The organism is Bacteroidales bacterium, from assembly GCA_014860585.1.
Taxonomy (GTDB): Bacteria; Bacteroidota; Bacteroidia; order Bacteroidales; family 4484-276; genus RZYY01.
Genome location: JACZJL010000166.1, coordinates 12,649 through 36,170, shown reverse-complemented (window position 1 = coordinate 36,170; position 23,522 = coordinate 12,649). Strand labels below are relative to the sequence as shown.

The 23,522-nt window shown below is 45.3% G+C and carries 14 protein-coding genes; 3 read left to right on the top strand and 11 right to left on the bottom strand.

Features of this window, described 5'->3' with window-relative positions; genetic code table 11:
* Together IH598_16155 and thiL are read right to left on the bottom strand one after the other, a co-directional pair.
* Positions 1-650, bottom strand: a 650-nt coding sequence (locus tag IH598_16155) for a GIY-YIG nuclease family protein (GenBank protein ID MBE0640050.1), incomplete at its 3' end; no start/stop codon positions are given.
* Positions 647-1,693, bottom strand: a complete 1,047-nt coding sequence (thiL, locus tag IH598_16150) for a thiamine-phosphate kinase (GenBank protein ID MBE0640049.1) — start codon at positions 1,691-1,693, stop codon at positions 647-649. The genes IH598_16155 and thiL, both read right to left, overlap by 4 nt.
* 197 nt (positions 1,694-1,890) lie before the next feature.
* On the opposite strand from thiL, the gene sufB reads away from it, so the two are divergent.
* The 3 genes from sufB (at position 1,891) to sufD (ending at position 5,602) form a co-directional block, all read left to right on the top strand.
* On the top strand, positions 1,891-3,339 hold the full coding sequence (sufB, locus tag IH598_16145) for a Fe-S cluster assembly protein SufB (GenBank protein MBE0640048.1): 1,449 nt from the start codon (positions 1,891-1,893) through the stop codon (positions 3,337-3,339).
* A gap of 92 nt (positions 3,340-3,431) precedes the next feature.
* Entirely contained in the window at positions 3,432-4,184 is a 753-nt protein-coding gene (gene sufC, locus IH598_16140; protein ID MBE0640047.1) for a Fe-S cluster assembly ATPase SufC, read from the top strand.
* A 2-nt stretch (positions 4,185-4,186) separates the two neighbouring features.
* Positions 4,187-5,602 carry a Fe-S cluster assembly protein SufD gene (gene sufD / locus IH598_16135; GenBank protein MBE0640046.1) on the top strand — a complete coding sequence of 472 codons (1,416 nt, stop codon included), beginning with the start codon at positions 4,187-4,189 and terminating at the stop codon, positions 5,600-5,602.
* A gap of 86 nt (positions 5,603-5,688) precedes the next feature.
* Here sufD and IH598_16130 read toward each other — a convergent pair whose 3' ends face one another.
* The 9 genes from IH598_16130 to IH598_16090 form a co-directional block, all read right to left on the bottom strand.
* The gene (locus IH598_16130) at positions 5,689-6,918 is read right to left on the bottom strand and encodes an ATP-binding protein (GenBank protein MBE0640045.1); all 1,230 of its coding nucleotides are present in this window, start codon (positions 6,916-6,918) and stop codon (positions 5,689-5,691) included.
* Positions 6,919-7,059: 141 nt separating this feature from the next.
* A complete protein-coding gene (locus tag IH598_16125) occupies positions 7,060-7,434 on the bottom strand; it encodes a hypothetical protein (protein MBE0640044.1) in 375 nt (124 codons plus the stop codon).
* 6 nt (positions 7,435-7,440) lie between these two features.
* Positions 7,441-7,923, bottom strand: coding sequence for a hypothetical protein (locus IH598_16120; GenBank protein ID MBE0640043.1), 483 nt, complete (start codon positions 7,921-7,923; stop codon positions 7,441-7,443).
* Positions 7,904-8,644 carry a TIGR04255 family protein gene (locus IH598_16115; protein MBE0640042.1) on the bottom strand — a complete coding sequence of 247 codons (741 nt, stop codon included), beginning with the start codon at positions 8,642-8,644 and terminating at the stop codon, positions 7,904-7,906. The genes IH598_16120 and IH598_16115 overlap by 20 nt, the downstream gene beginning before the upstream one ends.
* 700 nt (positions 8,645-9,344) lie before the next feature.
* The gene (locus IH598_16110) at positions 9,345-9,851 is read right to left on the bottom strand and encodes a hypothetical protein (GenBank protein MBE0640041.1); all 507 of its coding nucleotides are present in this window, start codon (positions 9,849-9,851) and stop codon (positions 9,345-9,347) included.
* Positions 9,844-11,217, bottom strand: coding sequence for a DUF3696 domain-containing protein (locus tag IH598_16105; protein MBE0640040.1), 1,374 nt, complete (start codon positions 11,215-11,217; stop codon positions 9,844-9,846). Before IH598_16105 ends, IH598_16110 begins: the two co-directional genes overlap by 8 nt.
* Before the next feature lie 15 nt (positions 11,218-11,232).
* A complete protein-coding gene (locus IH598_16100; protein ID MBE0640039.1) occupies positions 11,233-15,393 on the bottom strand; it encodes a restriction endonuclease in 4,161 nt (1,386 codons plus the stop codon).
* Positions 15,394-15,395: 2 nt separating this feature from the next.
* Complete coding sequence (locus IH598_16095; GenBank protein MBE0640038.1) at positions 15,396-18,233, bottom strand: DEAD/DEAH box helicase family protein; 2,838 nt, start codon at positions 18,231-18,233, stop codon at positions 15,396-15,398.
* Positions 18,230-23,371 (bottom strand): DEAD/DEAH box helicase, encoded by a 5,142-nt coding sequence (locus tag IH598_16090; protein MBE0640037.1) that lies wholly within the window; start codon positions 23,369-23,371, stop codon positions 18,230-18,232. The genes IH598_16095 and IH598_16090 overlap by 4 nt, the downstream gene beginning before the upstream one ends.
* Between the last annotated feature and the right edge of the window lie 151 nt (positions 23,372-23,522).

Below are 23,522 nucleotides of genomic sequence, written 5' to 3'. Positions count from 1 at the left end.
CCTAATACATTACTGATGTTTCCTTTCAGAATTTCCTTGATTTCGAGAATCGAAGCGTTGTACTCTTCTGCTTCCTGTAACCCTTCGCATGGGCCTTTGCAGTTACCAAGATGGTATTCGAGACAAACCCTGAACTTACGGGCTTCGATATTTTTTTCGGATAGATTCAATGAACAATTACGCAATTTGTATAGCTGCCGAACCAGATCAAGAAGCGTATTCATCATGCGAACCGATGCATACGGGCCAAAATAGAAAGATCCGTCATGGATGATATTTCGCGTGGGGAAAACCCTTGGGAAGCGTTCGTTTTTTACACAAATCCACGGGAACGATTTGTCATCTTTCAGGTTGACGTTGTAACGCGGCTGGTATTTTTTAATCAGATTATTTTCGAGCAGCAGGGCATCAAGTTCGGAACTGACTACAATGTGCCGGATATCAGCGATTTTTTTTACCATCACTGAAGTTTTTCCCGACAAGCCTGTGTCTTTGTTAAAGTACGAAGCCACTCTCTTCTTGAGCGATTTGGCCTTACCGATATAAATGATTTTCTCTTTGTCGTCGAAAAACTGGTAAACGCCAGGTTGGTCTGGTAATGTCCGGACAATGTTCTTAACAGTTTTGCTATGTTGATCCTGTTTTTTCACTTTTTCAGATGATCCCAGCCTTGTGCTTTGATTTCTACCAAAACGCCTGATTTGGTGACTAAGTTGATTCCGGAATTTTTATCCGTCATGTGGCCAATTACAGTAATTTCGGGAATATTCTTTATTTTTTCGAAGTCCTCCTGCCGGATAGTGAAAAGCAATTCGTAATCCTCACCACCATTAAGCGTATACATGGTCGGATCCATTTTGAAAGACCTGGCAATGTCGTAGGTTTGCTGATCAATCGGGATTTTGTCTTCGTAAACTGTACAACCCAGGTCGGAATGTTTGCAGATGTGTTTTATTTCCGAACCCAGTCCGTCGGAAATGTCAATCATTGCCGTGGGTTTGACTTTCAATTCGCGCAAAAGGAGAACAATGTCCTCTCTTGGCTCGGGTTTTAGAAAGCGTTCAAGCACATACTCGTTTCCCTGTAGATCGGGTTGCATGTTAGGGTTGGCTTTAAACTCAGCTTTTTCGCGTTCCAGGATCAATAACCCGGCATAAGCTCCACCCAGGTTGCCTGAAACACAAAGAAGCTCATTTTGCAGTGCAGGCCCGCGATATACAACCCGGTCTTTTTCCACGGTACCAATGGCAGTTACTGAAAGAACCAATCCCTGAACGCTGCTGGTTGTATCGCCGCCCACGAAGTCCACCTTAAATTTTTCGCAAGCCATCCGCATTCCGGTATAAATTTCCTCAATGGCCTCAAGTGTGTAACGGCTCGAAATACCAATACCGACAAGCACATGCGTCGGCGTGCCATTCATTGCGCAGATATCCGAAAGGTTGACTGTAATTGCTTTATAGCCCAGATGACGGAGTGGCTGGTAAGTCATGTCGAAATGGATGCCTTCGAGCAGCAGGTCTTTGCTGACGAGCAGATATTTTTCACCAATATCAATCACAGCGGCATCATCGCCCACCCCGGCAACCGTATTGGGGCGGGTCAGGCTCAGGTTTTTTGTTAAAACATCTATCAAACCAAATTCTCCCAATTCAGCAATGGTTAGTGGGGTTTTACTCTTTTCTTCTGACATAATCAATGATCATATTGTGATTAGGTGGTAAAAGTAACAATTCCATTTTTTATTGTGGGAATCCAGCATTTACATCATCCTGCAACCACTGAACCATTTACTCTGCAAAATGTTTAAGAATTGAGTACTCAAGGGCTTAAATATACTACTTTTGCATTTTTAAAATCAAATTTACCTCATCAAATCAAAGTTTTACTATGGCAGGTAATGACAATCAGATCATTGAACAAGTCACTTCGGGTGAATACAAATATGGTTTTTACACGGATATTGAGATGGACATGGCCCCCAAGGGGCTGGATGAAGACATTATCCGGTTTATTTCTTCCAGGAAGAACGAACCTGAATGGATGCTTGAGTTTCGCCTGAAGGCTTACCGTTACTGGTTGACGATGAAAAACCCTGAATGGGCACACCTTACTATTCCGCCGATTGACTACAATGAAATTATTTATTATGCAGCTCCAAAACAGAAGAAGGAGTTGCAAAGCCTCGATGAAGTTGACCCAGAATTGCTCGATACATTCAACAGGCTTGGCATTTCGCTCGAAGAACAAAAACGTTTAAGCGGGGTGGCAGTAGATGCAGTAATGGATAGCGTTTCGGTAAAAACTACTTTTTCGAAAACTTTGGAAAAACATGGAATTATCTTTTGCTCGTTCAGCGAGGCGGTACAAAATCATCCGGAGCTGGTAAAAAAATACATGGGTTCGGTAGTACCTTATACTGACAATTATTTTGCAGCGCTCAACTCTGCAGTTTTCACCGACGGATCATTCTGCTATATCCCCAAAGGGGTGCGTTGTCCGGTTGAACTCTCCACCTATTTCAGGATCAATGCCGCCAACACAGGTCAGTTTGAGCGCACGTTGATCATTGGCGATGAAGAGAGCTATGTGAGCTATATGGAAGGCTGTACCGCTCCTCAGCGTGACGAAAACCAACTGCACGCCGCTGTGGTGGAAATCGTTGCATTGAAAGATGCCCAGGTGAAATACTCGACTGTTCAAAACTGGTACCCGGGGAACAAAAAAGGAGAAGGCGGAATTTACAATTTCGTGACTAAACGAGGGATATGCCGTGGCGCCAACTCCAAAATTTCATGGACACAGGTGGAGACCGGCTCGGCAATTACATGGAAATACCCAAGTTGTATTCTTCTGGGCGACAACTCAGTGGGTGAATTTTACTCGGTAGCCGTCACAAACAATTACCAACAGGCCGATACCGGCTCAAAGATGATCCATTTGGGTAAAAACACCAAAAGCACGATCATTTCCAAAGGGATTTCCGCAGGATATAGCAACAACAGTTACCGCGGCCTGGTAAAAATTTCCCGTCGCGCCGAAAACTCGAGGAACTTTACTCAATGTGACTCTCTGCTGCTTGGCAGCAAATGCGGAGCACATACGTTTCCCTACATCCAGAACGAAAACAGATCGTCGATTGTAGAGCATGAAGCAACAACTTCGAAGATTTCCGAAGACCAGTTGTTTTATTGCCAGCAGCGCGGGATCAGTGAGGAAAGCGCCATCGGGCTGATCGTTAACGGTTACGCCAGAGAAGTACTCAGGCAATTGCCGATGGAGTTTGCAGTTGAGGCGCAGAAACTACTGTCGATTAGCCTTGAAGGCAGTGTTGGCTAATGATAATTTGATTTGAGATTGAAGATTAACAGATTAAGAATTAAGAAGTAAAAATTTAAATGCTCCCAATTGCGGGTTAAATCACAATAAAAATGCTATCAATTAAGAATTTGCACGTTTCGATAAATGGAAAAGAGATCATAAGAGGACTGAATCTCGAAGTTCAGGCTGGTGAAGTTCACGCCATTATGGGGCCGAATGGCACAGGAAAGTCAACCCTGGCAGCAGTGATTGCGGGCCGGGATGACGTGTTCGAAGTGACCGAAGGCGAAATTATTTATAAAGGAAAAGACCTGCGGGAAATGCCCATTGAGGACCGCGCCCGCGAAGGGATATTTCTTGGATTTCAATACCCTGTGGAAATTCCCGGGGTGAGCATCGTAAACTTTATGCGCACTGCCATCAACGAAATAAGAAGCTACAAAGGTCTTGACCCGATCACGGCTGCCGAGTTCCTGAAAACAATGGAAGAAGCTAAAAACCTGGTAGGCATTCAGTCTAAGTTGACCAACCGATCGGTAAATGAAGGCTTTTCGGGTGGAGAGAAAAAGAAAAACGAAATTTTCCAAATGGCCATGCTTCAGCCTGAGCTGGCCATCCTCGACGAAACCGACTCAGGCCTTGACATTGACGCCCTTAAAGTGGTGGCCAACGGTGTGAACTCGCTCAAAAAGCCCGAAAATGCTACAGTCGTCATCACCCACTATCAACGCCTGCTCGATTTTATAGTTCCCGATTTTGTGCATGTACTGTATGACGGAAGAATTGTAAAATCAGGCGGAAAGGAACTGGCGCTTGAGCTCGAGGCCAAAGGTTATGACTGGATTAAAAAAGAAAATTTCTAACGATGGAAACCACAGTTAAACATCAGTCATTGAAAGAAAAAATCATCCAACTGTTTGAGGAAAACCAGAAAGTCATTTTTGTAAATGATTCACCTGAGATGATCTTAAAGCGTAAACAGTCGCTTGAGTCCTTTAAAGCTGCCGGATTTCCCACAACCAAACTGGAGAAATGGAGAGATACTGATCTTTCAAAAATGCTTGAAGCTGATTACAGCTATCATTTTAAACCATCCTTCAGTTCCGGCATCGACCTGAGCCGGATTTTTCAGTGTAATATCCCGCACCTGGCTACCGACATGATTTCACAACTCAACGGTTGGTTTGTATCAGAAAACGGATCTGTGAAAATTACACCCCAGGGTGTGATCATTGGAAGTTTGAATGCAGCCAAAAAGCACCATCCTGAGATCATTAACAAATATCTCGGCTCGGTTGCTGACGTTAGCAGGAGCAGTATGGTTGCGCTCAATACTGCATTTGCCACCGACGGAACGTTTATTTATGTACCGGATAATGTGCAGGTTGATGTCCCAATGCAAATGGTTAATATTATTCAGCATGACAAGAGCATATTTATTCAGAACCGAAACCTTATTGTACTGGGCCGCAATGCCAAACTTCAACTGGTTCAATGCGACGATTCCGTTGATCAGCAGCAAAGTTTTACCAACACCGTAACCGAAGTTTTTCTCGATCGGAACTCCTCACTGGATCACTACAAACTCCAAAATAAAAATAATGCCTCAACCCTTATAAATACCGTGTTTTTTAATCTCGAAAGAGACTCCAGGCTGACAACCAATGGCATCACATTCAATGGCGGGCTGATCAGGAACGAAAATTACGTGCTGCTCAACGGCGAAAACTGCGAAGCCAACATCATGGGGGTTTACCTGATGGATCGCACCCAACACGTGGATAACCAGGTGTTTGTCGATCATGCATATCCCAATTGCCAGAGTAATGAACTGTTCAAGGGTATTCTCGATGATAGCGCCAGCGCAGTATTCAACGGCCACATAATGGTTAGGCGCGATGCGCAAAAGACCAACGCTTATCAGAACAACAAAAACATTTTGCTCACTGATAAAGCCACCGTGAACACCAAACCGTTTCTCGAGATTTATGCCGACGATGTAAAATGCAGCCATGGCGCCACCATAGGTCAATTAGACCAAAACGCCATGTTCTATCTCAAATCGAGAGGAATCGGTGAAGCCAATGCCAGGCTGCTGCTTATGTACGCCTTCGCCGCCGAAGTGATCAACCACATCAACATTGAGCCGCTCAAAATCAGGATTGACGACATGGTGAAAAAAAGACTTCGTGGCGAACTTTCCATTTGCGATCAATGCGTGCTCCACTGCAGCACCATGGAAAAACCGGTACACTTTGAGATTGACATGAGTAAAGTCTAAAGCTGGATTGCTTGCTGATGCCCGGGAAAAATTTACCCGGAAGAAAAATCCTCATTTAGTTTCCCAACCGGCCATTTTGCAATCTTTCAAAACCCCAGCAACGAATGTTGGCTTTCAGCCGCCCTCAAAGCGCGGTACGACAGAACGTAACCGGGATAAAAAGCAACAAATTTCTGGTATTTTGACGGATTAAAATGTTGAGCATCATATTTTACCTCGATGGCCAACCCCTTATTAAAAGTGGTGGTAACCACCATATCAATCTCATTCCCTTCCGTTGTTCTCCAAAACCTCACTGCATCGCTTCCATATTTACTCACCGCCCTGATGACCGCGTAATTTTCGATCAGTGCTCCCTTGTCCAGTCTCAGCTCAACCGGAATGAAAAGTTTCAGAAGTACGTTTCTGAACCCCATATCATTGAAATAGACTTTGGGCATTTTGGTTAATTCTTTGCGGATATTCTTGTAAAAGGGCTTTAAAAGCCTGATATGGAAACACTTCTGCAATACAAAGATATAATTCTCCACTGCCGTAACCGATAGTGAAAGCAGTCGTGAGAGTTCGTTCATGTTTAACAGTGAGCCGGTTTGATCGGCAAGTATCAATAAAAGCCGGTAGAACTTCTCCTGATCCTGAATTTGGGCTTCGGCAATGTCGCGCTTGAGAAATGAGCCGGTCAACTCTTTCAGGATTTCGGTTTTCTTTTGCTCATTGTCAGCCAGAACAACTGCCGGATATCCTCCGTAAGTCATGTATTCATTCATAAAACTTTCCAGCTCTTTTTGCCTTGCCGAGATATAGTTTTCGTTCGTTCTGATCCTATCCAACTCAATCCTCAGTGATTCATCCTCAGTTTTGAAATGCAGAAATTCTTCAAAATCAAGCGTGAAAAGATCGAATAGCTTCTTTCGACCTGCAAGCGAATCAGTAAATTTCTTATCGAGATAAAATGCGCTGCTGCCTGTTGCGATTATTTTCAGCGTTTCATGGTGCTTGTCAAAAAGAAGTTTCAGAAAATTCGATGGCTTATCAAGATACTGAACTTCATCGAGCAGTAAAAATATCTTATCCCCATTCGGCCGTATCACAAAATCAAAAACATGCTCAGGATGTTGATTAAGTCGCGACAATACATCAGGATCCTCAAGTGTAAGGTAAAATGCGCTCCTTCCGTTCTTTTGCAAAAAGTCGTAGACCTGTTTCAGTATTGTTGTTTTTCCGGTTTGCCTCGCGCCGGTTATTATTGCAAATTCTTTCTCTTCAATTTGCTGTATAACAGATGAGTATAGTTTTCTGTGCAATATTTTAACCATGATTTCCAAATTTTCCCCAAAGATAATAATAACCTTGCAAATGAAAATTATCCGATATTTTTCATTTTGCAAGTGAAAATTATCAGGGAATGAATGTTCAGGTCATAACACGCCATCAAAATAGTACAACATGGTGCTTTATTAATTTAAGTAAACCCTTCTGCTATTTTTTGCAAGTAGTCCGGGTGTAATTTCATCGTCTTGTTGCATTCCTGAGATAAACGCATGGGCTTCGTTTGAGCCATCAGGAAGGGGATCATGAAATGTTGCCAAACCAAGACTAATTACTTTAGCATTATGAATTTCGAAAAGAAAATACTTTTTGGGATCTTGTATTGCTTGATGAGTAGAGGTTAGTGATTTTACATCTACTGAAAGCCTACCGTTATCTTTTGGTCTCAATTTGAAAACCCTTGAAGTAGCAGTGCCATCAGGATTCATGTATTTTTTTTCGGGAGTAGAATAACCTCTGCGAAACAACCATTCCTCAGCATTAACAAGCAAAAGCTTTTCCATCAAGCACTATTTTGAGTTCAACCATTTAAGTAAATCTGGCAGGATATCAGTTGAAAACGACATTTGCTTAGGCTGGCCTTCTTCAGGAAAAGTAACGGCTACTGTACGATCGTTATAGAATATGAGCTCAAAGGATTTATTTTTCACTCTGTTTCTAATATCAAGCATTATTTCACCATTTGGGCCGGGAGCAGTGTGATAAACTGGTTGGCCATGCTTGCTAAGAATTCTGGTAATAGTACGCGCATTTACAATAGCCTTAACAGATGGCTTTAATGCATCGTCCTGATCCCAGTTTTCATCAAGCAATTCAAACTCATCTAAAAGTTGAAATACCCTTTGGTTAAGTGAAAGAATATTCTGTTGAGAAACAACCACACTATTGGTAAAAATCCCGGAGAGGTGTTTAAACTTATAGGTTTCCGGTACGGTTGATATATCAGGGCTTTCCAGGCACTGAGTAGTATAATTATCTATCAAGGCTTGCATAAAATTCAGGTTTTAGCATGTTTTTGAACATGGCAGACGTTGCTTTATGGGCACTTTCAAGCCAGGGTTCTATTTCTTTGTTTGTAAAATTGAATCTTTTTTCAACAGTAGTTGACCAGATAATCGATGGTTTGTTGTTTTTATTGTTAGTTCCATTGGCAATATTCAGATACATTAAAGAGCCGTTCTCCAATTCAAAAACCTGGGAAACATTAAAATTCCTGAGATTACCCGGATGTTTATACCCTGTTTTTAGATCTGTTTGCAGGTTTTCTTTCACAAATATCAGGGGCTCCAGTTCTTCAACATCATAAGCATCAATGTACTTCAGAATCATGCCGTTGAATCTAAGAGGGTCATCGTATGCTGAAATGAGGAGATCAATCGCGTGCAGTACGGTAGGCTTGTAAGTTTTTTCCCATTCATAGCCTACCTCATTTTCATTAATAGCTAAAATGCCTTGTCCATGTTGAATTACAGGCCATTGAAACTCTGCTTTCCAATATTGATGTATGGGAGCGCCGAATACTTTAAAAGGAACTCCATCAGGAATCAATTTTTTATGCACAGGATAAGTGAATTTAAGTTTATCGGCAAGTTTACCCTGCGCCAGGTCAAAACCAGCATCGTACGGTGTGCCTAATGCATCCGTATCTTCATGCCAGTGAAGTTCAAAAATCACCTCCTTTAAAGGAGCATTTTTCAATTTAGCAATACTCATACGGCAAATTTACACTTTAATGGTATCATTCATCAAGCCGGTCATGTTTTCAAAGCAGCGATTTTAACGCATGAACTGAACGGATATTTCTTATCAGGCCGGGATTTACTAAATAATGAATTGAATTTAAAACACATAAGATAGTGTTGCTAATAATTATGAGTCAGTATTTGTAAAGAGTCATACCCGGTCAATTAACCATTTTTATGAAAGCCGGCAATGGTTAAAATAGCTTTGGCTTCGTTAATTCGTATTTTTCTTTGATGAAGTGCAGGGCAAGTTCGCTCATTGCTTCAGTTATTAAATTGTTTCGTTGTCAAATAGTTTCATCAACTTGTGTTTGTTAACAGGTTTATTTTCAGCAGGGGCTTCCGTTTCCCAGCCGGTAAGCCGCCTTCCTGAAAGAAGCGGCGGGGGCGGTATTCGTCGTATTTGCTAATTTCTGTTTCATTGGCCTTGATAGTCTAATCTACTGTCTTGTGTCTATCTTAAAACAAACCGTCTGTCTTAGTTTAACAACCATATAATCAATTACATACTGCCTCTCTTTATCTTACTTCGCATCAATCTTTATCTAATTCCTGTCTTGTGAGCACCCATACAGGCCTTGCTGATGATTTAGTATTGACACATTTTGTTTGAGGCTTGTTTACAGAATTACTACCATAGGAAGTTTAGCATTGTAAATCCATTTAAAAAGCTATCCCATCTTTTTTTGGAAAATCTCAGCTAATTCCCGCTTGCAAAGAAAATCAACTTTAATACCCAGGTCATGGAGTGCTCTTTCCCATCCAATCCATTTGCTGTCGGATGCTTCGGCAATGGGTGCTTTGCCAAAGTTGGCAAAAGCAACAGCAATAAACTTTAAATCAGAGGGATCAATATTTATAGCTAATAGGCCTTTAAGATTTTCCTCATTTGATCCGGAGTCGTAAAGGTTGATTTTCACTTGCTTTACCCGGTGTGAATTACCCTGGTTTTCAAATAGCCATTTCAGGAAACGGTTGGCAAAATTAACAGGACCCGACAATGGAATTTGGTTCATGTATTCGCCAATCAGCTCAAAGTCATCGTCAATCACCAAAATTTGTCTTCCTCTCAAAAAATTTTCAATGAACCGGGCACAAGCCAGCTCACAATCTGTTGACATATGCGACTCACCTCTGGCAATCAGAGGCACATTGGTGTCCACCACAAATTCATCCATTCTGCTGATTTCTTTTTTTATCTCTTGCAGCCCTTGTCATAGCGGCTAAATCTTCAAGATCGTTGCCGAAAAAGTTTTCGGGCCAGTTGGTGATATTGCCAAAAATATCAAGGTTCATCTCTTCGATGACAGCTTTGCCCTTTTGCTGGCGAATGAAATACAGTGCCACATCTTCGGGCTTGATAACATCTTCGGCAATTCTGCGCTGAATCCTTCTGATTAGGTGCTCAGAGTGAGATTCTACGATGACCTGAATGTTGCGGTCTTTACCCTTTTCCCTGGCTTGTGTGGCCTCGATGAACAAATCGCCAAGGTGCGACTGAACTGATGGATGCAAATGAATTTCAGGCTGTTCGAAAAATAAGGTGGAATCTGGCTGTACATAAAAACACTGCACCAAAACAGGTAATACCTGCGAAATACCAAACCCAACATCGGTAATCAAAACCTCTGGAGCGCCGGGCTGAATTTTAATTCTTACCTCATATTCTTTGCGCCCTTCCGAAATAGGTCTGACAGAAAAGCTGTCAATCAATCCCATTTGTTTTAGCCACCTTGCTACCAACATTTCAAAAGTTTCGGCACGGGCTTTAAAGCCACGGGCAATTTTCCTTTCTTTGGCAGCAAGCAAGGCGTTGATTGCAAGTTTGCCTTTTGAACCAACATCCGGTGGCTCCTCTCCTGAAAACTGATAGAATCTTTCAGGATGTTCACGCAGCGGCCCTACATAGTAGATGCTTTTAAACAGGTTTTTGATTGCCAGCGACAAATCGTTGAGAAATCCTGTATTTTGATAGTAAGCAATGGCTTCGTCAGGAAAACCAAAAAAGTTCTCCGGAGCAGGTAATCTCCAGGCACGGCCTTTCTGACGTACAGCCACATAATTTTCACTTTCAAGACGATACCCACCCTGATCCAACTGAAGCAGAAATGAAATAACTTCTCCATTGTACAATGTGTATTTCATTTGATCCAACTGGGTTTTTGAATTTTTTCGGTCAAAAGATACTTGTGCTTCAAAATACAGGTTACTGAAAACACCTTTGTTTTCCTGCTTCACTGCATCAACCACTTTTATGGGCGGCAAGGCATCGAAATCAAACGAGAACTCCAGGCGCTGATCTGTGTCATGATTGAAGATTAAATCTTTGTAAGTACCCAGATCAATCATCGCTTTATCATCGCCCAGGTGCAATACTCTTTGCCTGTCGTACGATTCAACCGTTTGTTTAAGCATAAGCATAAACTGGGCAAGCGATGATTTTCCGCTACTGTTATTCCCACAAAAAATGGTGAGCGGTGCAAGCCTGATTTTTCTGCTATCAGCCCAGGCTTTGAAATTTTTGATGTGTATGGATCGTATCATAATGCAAAAGTATTACTAATCAGTAAATAAATTTCCGTATCCTATATTTGCCTCATTAACATTTGCTTTTATGGTTTTGGGTTTCTTATATTCTTTTCCTTTCCTAAACCATTTGCTCACCTCCTCGGGGATGGCTGTTCCTTTCTGCTCGTAGAATTTCCTTACGGTTTCTTCTTTGTGGAGGCCTTCGAGGGCTTCCTGCTCGAAGAGTTGGTGGTTGAGTTGGAGCAGGCGCTTGAGGACTTCCTTGCGGGCGTCGGGATGGATGGTGTAGCGGATGCGGTCGTTTTCGGGGAGGTAGTCTATTTCGTAGAAGTTGTGGTTCAGGTTGATTGGGGTTTGGTTAATTGGTGTTTGGTGGGGTGGCACTTCGACAGGCTCAGTGGCCAGGGTTTTGGCAGGCTGAGTGGACGGCACTTCGACAGGCTCAGTGCCCGGGGAGCCGGTGGCTGAGCTTGCCGAAGCCACCTTTTCTCCCCACCCGTAGGCTTCCAGCACAGCATTGTCCATTTGTACGTGGAGTTGGCGGAGGTGGACGATGCCGGCGATGGCTTCTTCTATGGTGCAGGCGCCGGGGGTTCTTTGCAGGTGGTTCCAGAGGTTCCAGACTTCTTTGCCGTATTGCTTTTCGATGGCTTTTTTATCCTTGCCCTGCAGGGCAGCGGTGGTGATGCCGGGCTGCACCTCCGGGGCATGAAATGCATTGTAGGTTTTGGTTAGGCCTAATTGCATGGAAAGCATGAGCTGGCGGCGGTGTTTGTAGTAGGCTTCTCCTTCTTTTTGAAATTGTTCTTTCTGCGATTTGCTGCTATTTTGAGGAAAGGGAAAGGTATCTATGCAATCTACATTTAAATATCTAATCCTACTTTCTAAGGATGATGCATATTTCCATGCCCATTGTTCATGCAATGTGTTTTGTAAAAGAGCGTATGCAGAAAAACTACTTCTTGCCACAACTGTATTTGCAACATCAAATACCGGATCGTAATCAACAAAAGTATGATTTACATATTTAGAAACTCTACAGCTTACCAACACTCTTTCCAATGCAGCTATTGTTTGGTATAGACTGATAGGATTTCGACCATATTGCCACCAATATTTTTTTCTTCTGAGACCATCAGAATTATTTTTCTGGAGCTGCCTCTCTGGTTTAACCAATTGTTTTATAATTTCATAACAATCGGGATAGGTTTTGGCTTTTTCTTCAGGCCAGTCAAAAAAGTTGATCACCCACCGGCTGTGGCTTTGGTCGGGGTTGTTGTTCAGGTCATCTCCATTCAGGTAAGGGAAAAGCACATCTTTATTGCGAGGGTCTTTCGCAATCAATGCTTTGGCTTCGTGTGGTTCCAGCACAAAACCTTTACCCAGCACAATGCTTCCCTGAAAACTTTTGCCTTCATTTTGTTTCAATGGGAAAGGATTTCCAGTAGTTTCTGCATCATCCAAATAGGGTGTAATTTGATTAACAATTTTACCCGATAAGGTAAACTTGCCTTTCCAATCTTGCCTGGTAATGGTAACCAGTGCAACTTCTACCGCAGCAAGTCCAGGCCATTTCATGCTTTTTACGGCGTGGTTAATTGTTCCTCCATTTTTTACAATCACATCCAGCCCATCCTCCCGCGCCCTCCCCTGTGCAATGGTATTTGTAGAAATTAGCGACAGGAAGCCACCATGTGTGAGAACTGTAAAAACCCTCCTGAAAAAATAAGTTACAAGGTCAACGGCGCCAATGGGAGCATACTGGAATTTTAACCATTCCAAAAACGGATCTCCAAAATACCCTGAAAGTTTTTGTCCACCTAAGAACGGCGGATTTCCCAACACACAATCAAATCCACCTTGTGCAAACACCTCCGGGAATTCGATAAACCAGTGGAAGAAGCGTTTTTGGGCTGCTAACACTTCACCGGCATAACTAACCCTGCGTTCCTGTATGGAACCAATGCCTTTGTTTACCTGCCGCAGCAGGCTGCGGTAATCGTAATCGGTGATCAGCAGGTGCTTGGTTTCGGGCATTTTGGGGATAAAGAACTGGGCTACCTGCGCATCGGCCATCTGCTTGAGGCGGGTGCGCTGCACACTTTTTTCATAATCGCGGTGGGCACGGGCTTTGGCGGCTATTTCCAGTGGGGTGCGCTCGGGCAGGTTCTCAAAAAGCCTGAACTTTTTAATCACCTCGCTCAGCTCAGTTTCAATTTCCTTGTCAAACTCCAGCTTTTGCTGGGTTTTTTGTATGCGTTCGGTTTTGTTTTGTTTGCGGAAGGCGGCAGCCACCTCTTTGTCGTCGCCGGGCAGGGTTTTAAAGGCTTCGTCGGCAATGCCGTTTTCCAGTTCGTCGCGGTGCGCCAGGCCAACTATGCTGTCGCCGCATTTGATGCGGTGGTCCAGGAAGCTGAGGGGTTCGCCGGGGTTGTGGGCTTCGAGCCAGAGGGCTACCTTGCAAAGTTCCACGGCCAGGGGGTTTTTGTCCACTCCGTAGATGCAGTTTTTAATCACCAGCCTAATGGCGTGGCGCAGTCCGCTGGGTGTGGGCTGGTCGCTTTCTTCGAGCAGGCAGGCGTAGCGGTGTGCAATGCGGCGGGCGGCACTCAGCAGGATATGGCCGCTGCCACAGGAAATATCAGCAACTTTGAGGCTGAGCAGGTGCTTTTTGATGACTTCTTCGCGGGCATCGGCTTTTTCGGCGCCCCGCAGTTTCTTTTGCTCAGTTTCCTGCCTGATCAGCTTTTCGCGGTCATCCAGCAGGTAGTCGAGCGAATGTTTGATGAGGGGTTGCACCAGCTCTTCGGGGGTGTAGTGCGAACCGGAAGAAGAACGCCCGCTGCCGGATACAAAATCGAACGTGAAGGTGTTGCCCACTGCCGGTATAACAGGGTCGTATTCGAGCAGGCCTTCATACACCGAGCCAAATTCCTCCACATTCAACAGCTTGTAGTTGATGGGCTGCATGGCGCCGGAGGCATTGGTGAACCACATCAGCTTTTCGAGGGCCGTGAGCAGGGTTTTGTTGCCGAGGTTAGCCTCGCTGACATATTCCAGCGCATCGGGGCCGAACAACTCGCCGTTGAGCGGTTTGATGCCCAGCGGGTGGCCGTACTTTCCGGTCTCGAAAAGGCGGAAGGTATTGAGCAGCCCCTGCCAGAGGTCGCTAAAGCGCTGGTCTCTCACGGCAGGATTGCGTGTAAGGCGGCGCAGCCTGAGCACGCTGTAGTAATTGTTGTAAATATCGCTGAGCCGGCGGCCTTGCTTTTGTGCATCCTGCGGGAATACGAGGTTGCGTTCCTCAATCACCATCAGGAAAAGCAGGCGATACACCAGGCGCAGCATGAGGCGGTACAACAATTCGGAAGTGAGTGCGCCATTTTTCACGCTTTCGCGCAACGCCTCGTTGGCCGGGTGGCTGAGGAAGCCGTCGGCAAATAGCTTGATGGCATCTTCCACCGCGCGGCTGAGGTTTTCGCGTATGCGGGTTCCGCTTTCCAGCGCATCGAGGTGGTAATGCTCCATGAAACTTTCCTGGCCGTTAAACTGCTGCTGTGGCATTCGGCTCGCATGGAAGAGGCGGAAGAAGGCTGCGAAGTCGGCATAGAGGTTTTCGTCGAACATGCGCTCAAGGTCTATTTCCACGTACGACTGGCGGATGATACGTCCGGAGTCGCGGAGCAGGCGCAACACCCGGCCATTGGTTACCATCCCGAAAAGGTGGGCATCGCAGAAGTTGAGGTATTCCTGCAGCAGGGCGTGTGGCGACATGCGAAGGCCGTAAGGCTTTTTGTCCGGGTCCTGGTTGTATCCGGCAATGATCAGCGGAAAGCCATCGAGGTTGGCGGCAGGATCGGTGATGTGGTAGGTTTTTCCGGCTATGGTTTGGGCGGTGTTTTCGTAGCGCAGGTTATAACCCAACAGGCTCATCAGCGGTGTGATCCACAGGTTGCGGGTTTCGGATTCGCCGCTCTGGTTGGGCGATAATTTTTCGAGCCTTAGCCTGTAGCCTTTGTAATAATTGATTGCCAGCGACCATGCCTGGGATATTTCATCACGCACACGGGCGGAGGATTCCAGATTGAAATCCTTTGGTTTTTGGCCCGGCAGGTTATCGTCGCTGTCGAGCCGGTTGAGCAGGTCGGGCGAGAGTATGTTTCCGTAAATCTGTATGGATGGGAAGTTCATGCTTACAAGTTGATTTCGGGTAAGAGAATATAAATGCCGATCATATCCATAGGCAGCACTGCGCCAATTTCGTATTCTTTCGCTTTGAGGGCTTTGCGGTAACGCTCGTGCGCTTCAATCAATTCCCCGGCGCGTTCCTGCGCCAGCTTATCCACCCTTTCGTGCATGTTGTGGATGGTTTCGATTTCTTTTTCAAGAAAAACGGCCTGCTGCTCAGGCTGGATGTCACGATGTACTTTGGCAGTCATCAACAATGTGCGTGCTTCTTCCGGGTTTAATTCGTTTCCGTTTCCGGGATGTCCGCTGTAGCCCCAGAGCATCATTTCTTCGGCCAGGAATTCGTGTGAACCGTTTATCTGGCGTATATGGTTTCGCACCCTGAACTGCACGATCACGGTTTTTTGCTGAACCGATTCAGAACCAAATACCGATGCACGCGCCACTTTTTTGTTGCCGTCGTGCATAAAGGCAAGGCTGAGGATGTAATGGCACAACTGCTCCACAAGCGCATGATTGCGGCCTATGTAGTAATAGCCGGAGGGAACGGGTGAGTGAAAAGTGATGCGGAGGTTGCGTTCGTCGGGCAGCAGGGGTTTGAGAATGGCCGGAAGCTGGGATGGAAATATTCGCCAGCCGTGCTTTGCAGGTTCCATTTGCACGCCGAGGAAGGAAAAAGCATCCTGGACAAAACGGTCCACTGTTTTTGGATTGCCCAGGGCTTTGTCGGTATCTTTAAGGTCGCGGTCAATGTTGAGTTCCTTCACGATGGGATTTTGAGCAAACAGGTTTCTGATCCTGAGTTCATCGTTGATGGCCTTGTCGTAAGCGCGACTGACTTTAAGTTCTGATTCTTTAATAACAGGGTCAATATCCAGCTCAAGCGACAATTGCTGCACTTCCTGCATGGCAGATGGATTCAGGATTACGGCATTCAGAATGGCGTCCATGATGGACTGGTTGTCTTCGGGAAATGGCACAGTGATGCCGTTGGCCCTGCGTATTTGTCTTGCTTTTTGGAGAAGTACGCGCATCACCACGCCATCCATGGGGTTGTCTTTGCCAAAAAGCAGGGTGGTGATCACTTTGTCTTTGGGCTGCCCGTAGCGGTCAATACGGCCTTCGCGTTGTTCGAGGCGGTTGGGGTTCCAGGGCAGGTCGTAATGCAGCACGGCAGTGTAATGCTCCTGCAGGTTGATGCCTTCGCTGAGGCAATCGGTGGCGAAAATCAGCCTTTTGGGCGATTTTCCGGTTTCGGTGATTTTTTCACGCCTCAGATCGTCGTTCAGTTCACTGGTGATCACTTCTACCTGCAAATCATTAAACTGCGCACGCAGCCAGGGCGCCACCACACGTCCAAGATATTTCGCTGTTTGAATGAAGCGGCAGAAAACCACAGGATTATATCCTTCCCTGATCCAGGAAGCCAGTTGGGTGGCGGCGGTGTGGGCTTTCAGGTCGTCGCGGAGGTTGCCCAGCTTTTCGAGTTCATCCATCAGGAATTTCAGGCTTCGTTCTTCGGCTGATGAGAAACTGGTAACGGCAAACAATCCGGAAGGTTCGTTGTCGCTTTCTTCGCCAAAATCAGAATCAATGGCGGGGTTTTCCTCCTCTTCGGGCATAGGATCGGCGGCAGCGCCGATGTTTGCTTTCAGGAAACGGTTTTTCAGCATTTCCACGCCGCAATCCGGGCTTGACATTACGCCACGGATGAGCGAAAGCACCGTCCAGTAGCGCATTTTCTGCTGCTGGGGCAAGCGGGTATTGTCAACGGTGATGCCGCGGGCAAATTTCCAGACTTCGTTGTAAAAGCGGGAGTAGTTTGGCGAGAGCCGGTATTCCAGTTCAAAGGCCTCACGTTTCGGGAAGGGAGTGTTTTCGTCTAACCATTTTTCAACGTCGTTGCGGCGGCGCTGGACAAAATGGGCTGCAATTCTGCGTTTGCTTTCGTAATCTCCTTCAAGCAAATCGAGGGTTTCAAATTCAGGACGCAACAAACCGAGCAATGATTGGAATTGCTGCTGCTTTCCGCTGTGCGGTGTGGCGGTAAGCATGATGATGTGTTTATCCTCTAATCCGGCCAGTTCGTGCAGCAGGCTGTAACGCTGGTGCTGCCCGATTGATACGCCATCGGGCCTGGAGCAGGTGTGGGCTTCGTCCACCACAATCATTTCAGGACATTCGGCAATGAAGCGGCTTTTGTATTTTTCCTGTTTGATGAAATCAATGGAAATAATCTGATGGGGGAACCAGTTGAAAATGCTGTGGTCGCCGGGCACTTCCCTTTCGAGCTTGCCCATGGTACCTGAGCGGATGATTTCTGCTTCGATGCCAAATTTATCATGGAGTTCTTCCTTCCACTGCTCGCAAAGGTGAGGAAGGCAAAGCACCGCAAAGCGTCTGATCTCGGCACGGTCAAGCAATTCCCTTACGATCATCAGGGCTTCGATGGTTTTACCAATGCCCACATCATCGGCAATCAGCAGCCTTTTGGTTCCCTGCCTCAGGGCCATGATGAGAGGAACCAACTGATAGGTGCGCGGCCTTACCGAGAGCTTACCGAAAGAGCGGAAGGGACCGGCGCCGGATCGGAAAGAAAGTCGGGAGGCGTTGTATAAAAGGCGGGCGGTGGCAAAATCGCCCAGGTTGTTCTCAGTAGGATAAGGGAAGCTGTCGCGAACGGGCTTGTCGTGTTCGAAAGGAATGTCGTTGAAAATCCCGATGGTTTCTTCTTCGCTGCCGCCAAGCGGCTTAAGCAGGAGTAAGTCCTGATCGGGCGACGGCAGCACCACCCACTGGCGGTTTCTAACTTTGACGATGCTTCCTGTTTGATATTCAATCACGATTTAACTGTTTTAAAAATGTGGGGATATTTCTTTACAAATTCATCGAGGGGTGTTGCATAATGCCAGACGATGACTTCAAAGCCCAGGGCTTCGAGGCAGGCGCGCTTGATGGCGTCGCCTTCGGCAACACTGGCTCTATCATGCGGGGTTCCATCGCAAAATACACAGACTTTAATTTCATCAGAATAGACAAAATCGGGGATGGTATAACAGCCGTATTGCGACATGTTTACCTGGGTGTGGTCGGGTAGTCTGAGTTTGTTTTTAAAAAGGTATTGAAGAAATTTGAGTTCGGTGGAAGATTGGGGATCAATATGCTGCAACAGTTCATTGTACTGGTGCTCATAATCCCTAAACAAGGATGACCTTTTGATTTGAACGTCAGCATTCATGAGGGTTTCCAGTGCGTCTTTGATAATGAAACGATCAATGGTTTGATGGTAGCGTTGATTATGAAAGCTCAGCAGGTCGGCATAGGATGCAGCGCCATAGCGTTGTTGTTCTTCTTCTGATTTGTTGAAATGGCAAATTTCCCAGGCTGTGCTGATCAGGGCTTTGAAATACCGGATATCTTTCACCAACTGTGCGATCACACCCAGGCTTCCTTCGGCAGATTCGAACAACAGGATATTGGGTTCTTCGGAAGTACCCATAAGCGAAACACCCATTTCGTTACTTTCTACCTGGAACTGTATTTCAACTGCTCTTTTCAGGGCATACATCAGGGTAATAATGCCCGGTTCGAAGGGGTTCAGATTTAGATTGCGGGTGGGCTGGATGTAGAGGGCATCGGCAGTATTCTCAGTGTATAACCTGATTCTTTCAATTTCTTCTTTTGATGCATTTTCGCCACCAAGCTGGTCGGGTCTTTTCCAAAAACCGGTTTTCTTTCCAATGAGAAAGCCATCACCTTCCTTTGAAACTCTCCATTTTTTATTTATCTGGACAATGCGGGCAGCAGGCAGATACTGCATTCGCAGCCATTCCTCGCCATCTACCTTCACCAGCAACTCTTCTATATTGTTTAATCCGCTTTGCAAATAAAAAGCAGTTGCGATGTCATATCCTCTGATAGTACGCTCTTCCTCTTCACAAGTGATTCGTTGATTCATTTCGGCACGCGATTCACGGATTTCGATCATGTTTGACAATATAATCTTTTGGGCATTATCAGTAAGGTCAGCATTGGTGATGGGGCAGGTATTGCGCTGGCTATCGGCGCTCATCAGAATGTATCCAGATTTAACTGCAATTTTGGCTTCTATCAGCGGGTTATCCATTTCAGACCAGAGCATCTGGTTGATACGGAACTTACCGCCTTTGTGATACACAGTATTCTGAGGCCCGAACTCGCGGAGTGCAATAAATTTTGGGCGGGAAATATATTCACCGCCTTTATCAGTGGGAACAAACAACCGTACCGGCAGCTTGGTAAATCCATAGCCGGGAAGGAAACCTTCGGCAGCCAGATACCTGTAAGGATAAAACTCTGAAAGCTGTTTACTTTGTCCGGGTTTACTTTCATTTTTCAATAACTCAATCTGACGGTCGGCATATTTTCTGTCATTATCTGCTGAGCGTTTTCTTTCATCAGTTCGGGGTATTCTGGGGTCAGCAAGAATGCCGGCTGAAACAACCAATTGCTCAACACATTTTTTGTAAATCTCACGCCAACGGTCAAGCGCTCTGTCAAATGAATTGGGCGCTTGTTCCAATTTTCTACGCACCCAACTGCTTGTGTACCATGCACCAGGCATTTTTTCAAGCTCAGGAATTATATCAGCAATTGCTTTCATAAAAATACCTTCCAACTCTTCCAATACACGCTCCTCAAGATTTAAAGAGTTGATTGTATCATCTTTCATGAGCAGTTTGTCTGTATCCACATACAGGTCAAGGATATCAGCAATGGAATCATTAAGTGAACCGAGGTTTGTTCTTGAAAGAAACAAGGCGTTAAGATGCGAACGTATTAATTCTTCTTGTGTAAGATCCAGTTTCGGGGGGCTAACAATACCCGCCACCATTTCTTGTTTATGGTCGAGATAATGCCTGTCGTGCGGTGAGTTATTGGCACAGTAAGTCAGGATGAGTGCAGCCTGACCACTCCTTCCTGCGCGGCCGCTGCGCTGGGCATAATTGGCAGGGTTTGGCGGCACATTGCGCATCTGAACCACATTCAGCTCCGAAATATCTACTCCCAACTCCATGGTAGGGGAACAATACAACGCACTGACATCACCTTTGATAAAATCTTCCTCAGCTTTTTTTCTGTCCTCATTGCTAACCTGGCCTGTGTGCTCAGCACTTATCACAGGTTTCATGCTTCGGAAGTCTTGCTTGTAAAAGTTCAGGAAGAATTTATTGACTAAAGCTTCACGCTTGCGACCGCTCCTCACCCGTACATCGTCTGTCCAGGGTGTTTTTTCATCACCGGGTACCCAGAGCAGGCTGGTTCCGTTCAGTTGATATAAATCCTGATCCAGCAAACCTTTAACTTTTCTCAGATATCCTGAATTGCTCAACATTTCAAGTAAATCAGATATCCATACCGCTGCATCTTTGCTCTTAAGGTTTACATCTATTGATTTCAATTTTGCTTTTATGTATTTACCAAAAGCACTCTGTGGGCCGATGCTTTGGGTATGAATGTTTTGTCGCCGTGTTTGTGGCTTATTAATGTGGAGATAAAAAGGAAGCCTTAAGTCTTCATTGCTATCTAGTGTCCATGGCGCTTTTAAGTTTGCTGCTATGATTTTTTTGTTGGATTCATGCTGATCGTAAACCGAAAAATGAAACGCAAACGCCGTTCTGAAAAAATCCAGTGTATCCATCAGGATTTTATATTTTTCATCAGTATCCATTTCATCAAAACCGGGCAATTGGTTCCATTTTTCTTTTTCGGCTTCGTTGCGCAAACCTGAGTAGTCAATTTTGATGAGACCTACCTGCTCCAGGTTTGGGAGTATAACACGCCAACCCCTTCGCAGGTCATAAAAAAGGCGGTATGTTAGGTAGAGCTTCAGCGCCTTTTCATTCTCATTGTATTGGAATGTACCGGTTTCAGCCACCACCTGGGCAAATTCTGAATGATTCAGGTTGAGGACACGGAAAACGGCATGATCAATATCTTCGTAATTTAATGATTGGTTTGTGCTGACAGCCTTCCAGATGGCCGAACGTAAAACTCCGATCTGAATAAAATCGTTGAAATGGCCGGATTGCAGTGAGGCGTCCTGCCTTACATCGGTAAAGCACAGCAATTTCTGAAAAGTTTGATCCGGGATTGCATTTGCCAGTTCTTTAATGGTAAGAAATGACAGTACCGTGGTTGCGGTACTTCTGCCTTCAATGCCCAGGCGTGCCAGTTTGTTAGGTTCCCTGATAGCTCCGCCCCAGGTTGTCTGGCTGGTCGGGTCAAAAGCAAGCGGTGCTGACATAAACCAGGCCTTAATATAACCTGCTTCAGGAGATTTTCTGTATGAGCCTTCTTTTGAGATATAGATTTCCTGTGGGAGTTTGGGTTTATGTTCAGATTTGATGTTACGGCTGTTTGTACGCGGGTTTACATTAAACCAGGAATCAGGCAGGTAATCCAGGTCGTTAACCGGATCCCAGATTGGTTCAGCACCTTCTTTTTCTATCAGCAGATAGCCGTTGGATGTTTCTGATTCCTCATCTTCATCCATACCAGCATTAAAAGGCGATGGCTCGATGGAGAGGGTTTCCTGATTTATTGAAACACACAAAAACTCATGGCCTGAATACCGACTGAAGACTACCTGAAAGAGTGGGATTTTACCATCGGCCTCGACAGTTTTGTTTTTGGCTTCAAGCGAAATGATACGGGTTCCAGGGTCGTCGAGTGAGACATAAACCGAACCTGTTTGGGCAATGAATTGATGAATTTTATATGGAAGGTAGGAGCGTCGGGGCCTGATATCGTTTACTTTCTTGTTGATGTTGTCGGCCCATAAAAGCAATTGTTTCAGCTTTTCATCACATAAGTCATCAGGTAGCTCAGAAACCTCAGCCAAAGTTTTCACAATTTCCTGAAAAGATATGGGCTTTGCCCTGAACCATCTCCCATCCCTGAAAAGGAGGCAGATATTACGTTCAAGCCAGCGGGCAAATCCGTTCGCCTTGAGTGCAGATTCCTCTTCGTAAGAGGGATGTAGTGTGATGATCTCTGAACGCAACTCATCCGGTGTTATATCCTCTCCCTGAAAAGAAACCCGCAAAGATTCAACCACAACGTTTTCCCATTTTACAGGCTGGCCAAAGATTTTTGTTGCCACCTGAGCAACCTCCTCCCTCTGAGATAATAATGAGCCTTCGCCAGAAGCCATAGTAGCAGATGTGCCGATGCAAACGATGTGTTTATTTTTACACTGGGCTTTGATACGCCGGATGAGTAAAGCGACATCGGCACCTTGTCTGCCTCTGTAGGTGTGCAATTCGTCGAACACCAGGAATTGCAGGTTCTCATAGGCAGCATCAACCAATCTTTGCTCTTTGGCACGAGTGAGGATCAATTCGAGCATCATGTAGTTGGTGAGGAGGATATCGGGTGGCTTGAGCCTCATGCGATCCCGTTCCTCCTCAGTTTCCTGGCCTGTGTATTTCCCAAAGGTAATCGGGAAATCAGTTCCTGAATTATCCTTATAAGCATCAGCAAATTCCTGAAGCGCCTTGTATTGCGAATTGATCAGTGCATTCATTGGATACACAATAATGGCCTTTATTCCATTTCTCTCAGCACCCTCATTAAAGATACGATTGAAAATGGTTGCCAGGAATGTGAGAGATTTTCCTGATCCGGTACCTGATGTTACGACAAAACTCTCATTCCGGCTGCCAATCTCAATGGCTTCGGTCTGGTGCTTAAAAAGTTCCCAGCCTTTGAAGCAATGCCCGACTTTTTGATTAAGGACATGTTTTGATATCAGCGCATCAATGGATCCGCCTACCTCGAAAGATGGATTGAACTGAACAAGGGGTTCGGGAAGGATCAGACCTTTCAGCAGGCTGTTTTCAACTTCTTGTTCGATTCGCTTGTCGCTGATATTGACGAAGCTGCGGATATATTCTTCGTAAGCGCCGGTGATATTTCTGTGGATGTCGAAAATGTTCATCAGCAGTTGGTATTTATGATAGTTGTCAGTGTTTACGCGGGTTCAAATGTAATTAAAATTAATTATCTGTTTGTTTAGCATTTACTCAGCATTCTCAAGTTGAGTCTGTAAAGGAATGAATTCAGTTTTTAATAACTGCCCCGTTTGCTTC

Bases quoted from the DNA above. Each gene is read 5' to 3' on its own strand.
- thiL (MBE0640049.1), bottom strand. From the start codon at position 1,693: ATGTCAGAAGAAAAGAGTAAAACCCCACTAACCATTGCTGAATTGGGA.
- sufB (MBE0640048.1), top strand. From the start codon at position 1,891: ATGGCAGGTAATGACAATCAGATCATTGAACAAGTCACTTCGGGTGAA.
- sufC (MBE0640047.1), top strand. From the start codon at position 3,432: ATGCTATCAATTAAGAATTTGCACGTTTCGATAAATGGAAAAGAGATC.
- sufD (MBE0640046.1), top strand. From the start codon at position 4,187: ATGGAAACCACAGTTAAACATCAGTCATTGAAAGAAAAAATCATCCAA.
- IH598_16130 (MBE0640045.1), bottom strand. From the start codon at position 6,918: ATGGTTAAAATATTGCACAGAAAACTATACTCATCTGTTATACAGCAA.
- IH598_16125 (MBE0640044.1), bottom strand. From the start codon at position 7,434: ATGGAAAAGCTTTTGCTTGTTAATGCTGAGGAATGGTTGTTTCGCAGA.
- IH598_16120 (MBE0640043.1), bottom strand. From the start codon at position 7,923: ATGCAAGCCTTGATAGATAATTATACTACTCAGTGCCTGGAAAGCCCT.
- IH598_16115 (MBE0640042.1), bottom strand. From the start codon at position 8,644: ATGAGTATTGCTAAATTGAAAAATGCTCCTTTAAAGGAGGTGATTTTT.
- IH598_16110 (MBE0640041.1), bottom strand. From the start codon at position 9,851: ATGGATGAATTTGTGGTGGACACCAATGTGCCTCTGATTGCCAGAGGT.
- IH598_16105 (MBE0640040.1), bottom strand. From the start codon at position 11,217: ATGATACGATCCATACACATCAAAAATTTCAAAGCCTGGGCTGATAGC.
- IH598_16100 (MBE0640039.1), bottom strand. From the start codon at position 15,393: ATGAACTTCCCATCCATACAGATTTACGGAAACATACTCTCGCCCGAC.
- IH598_16090 (MBE0640037.1), bottom strand. From the start codon at position 23,371: ATGAACATTTTCGACATCCACAGAAATATCACCGGCGCTTACGAAGAA.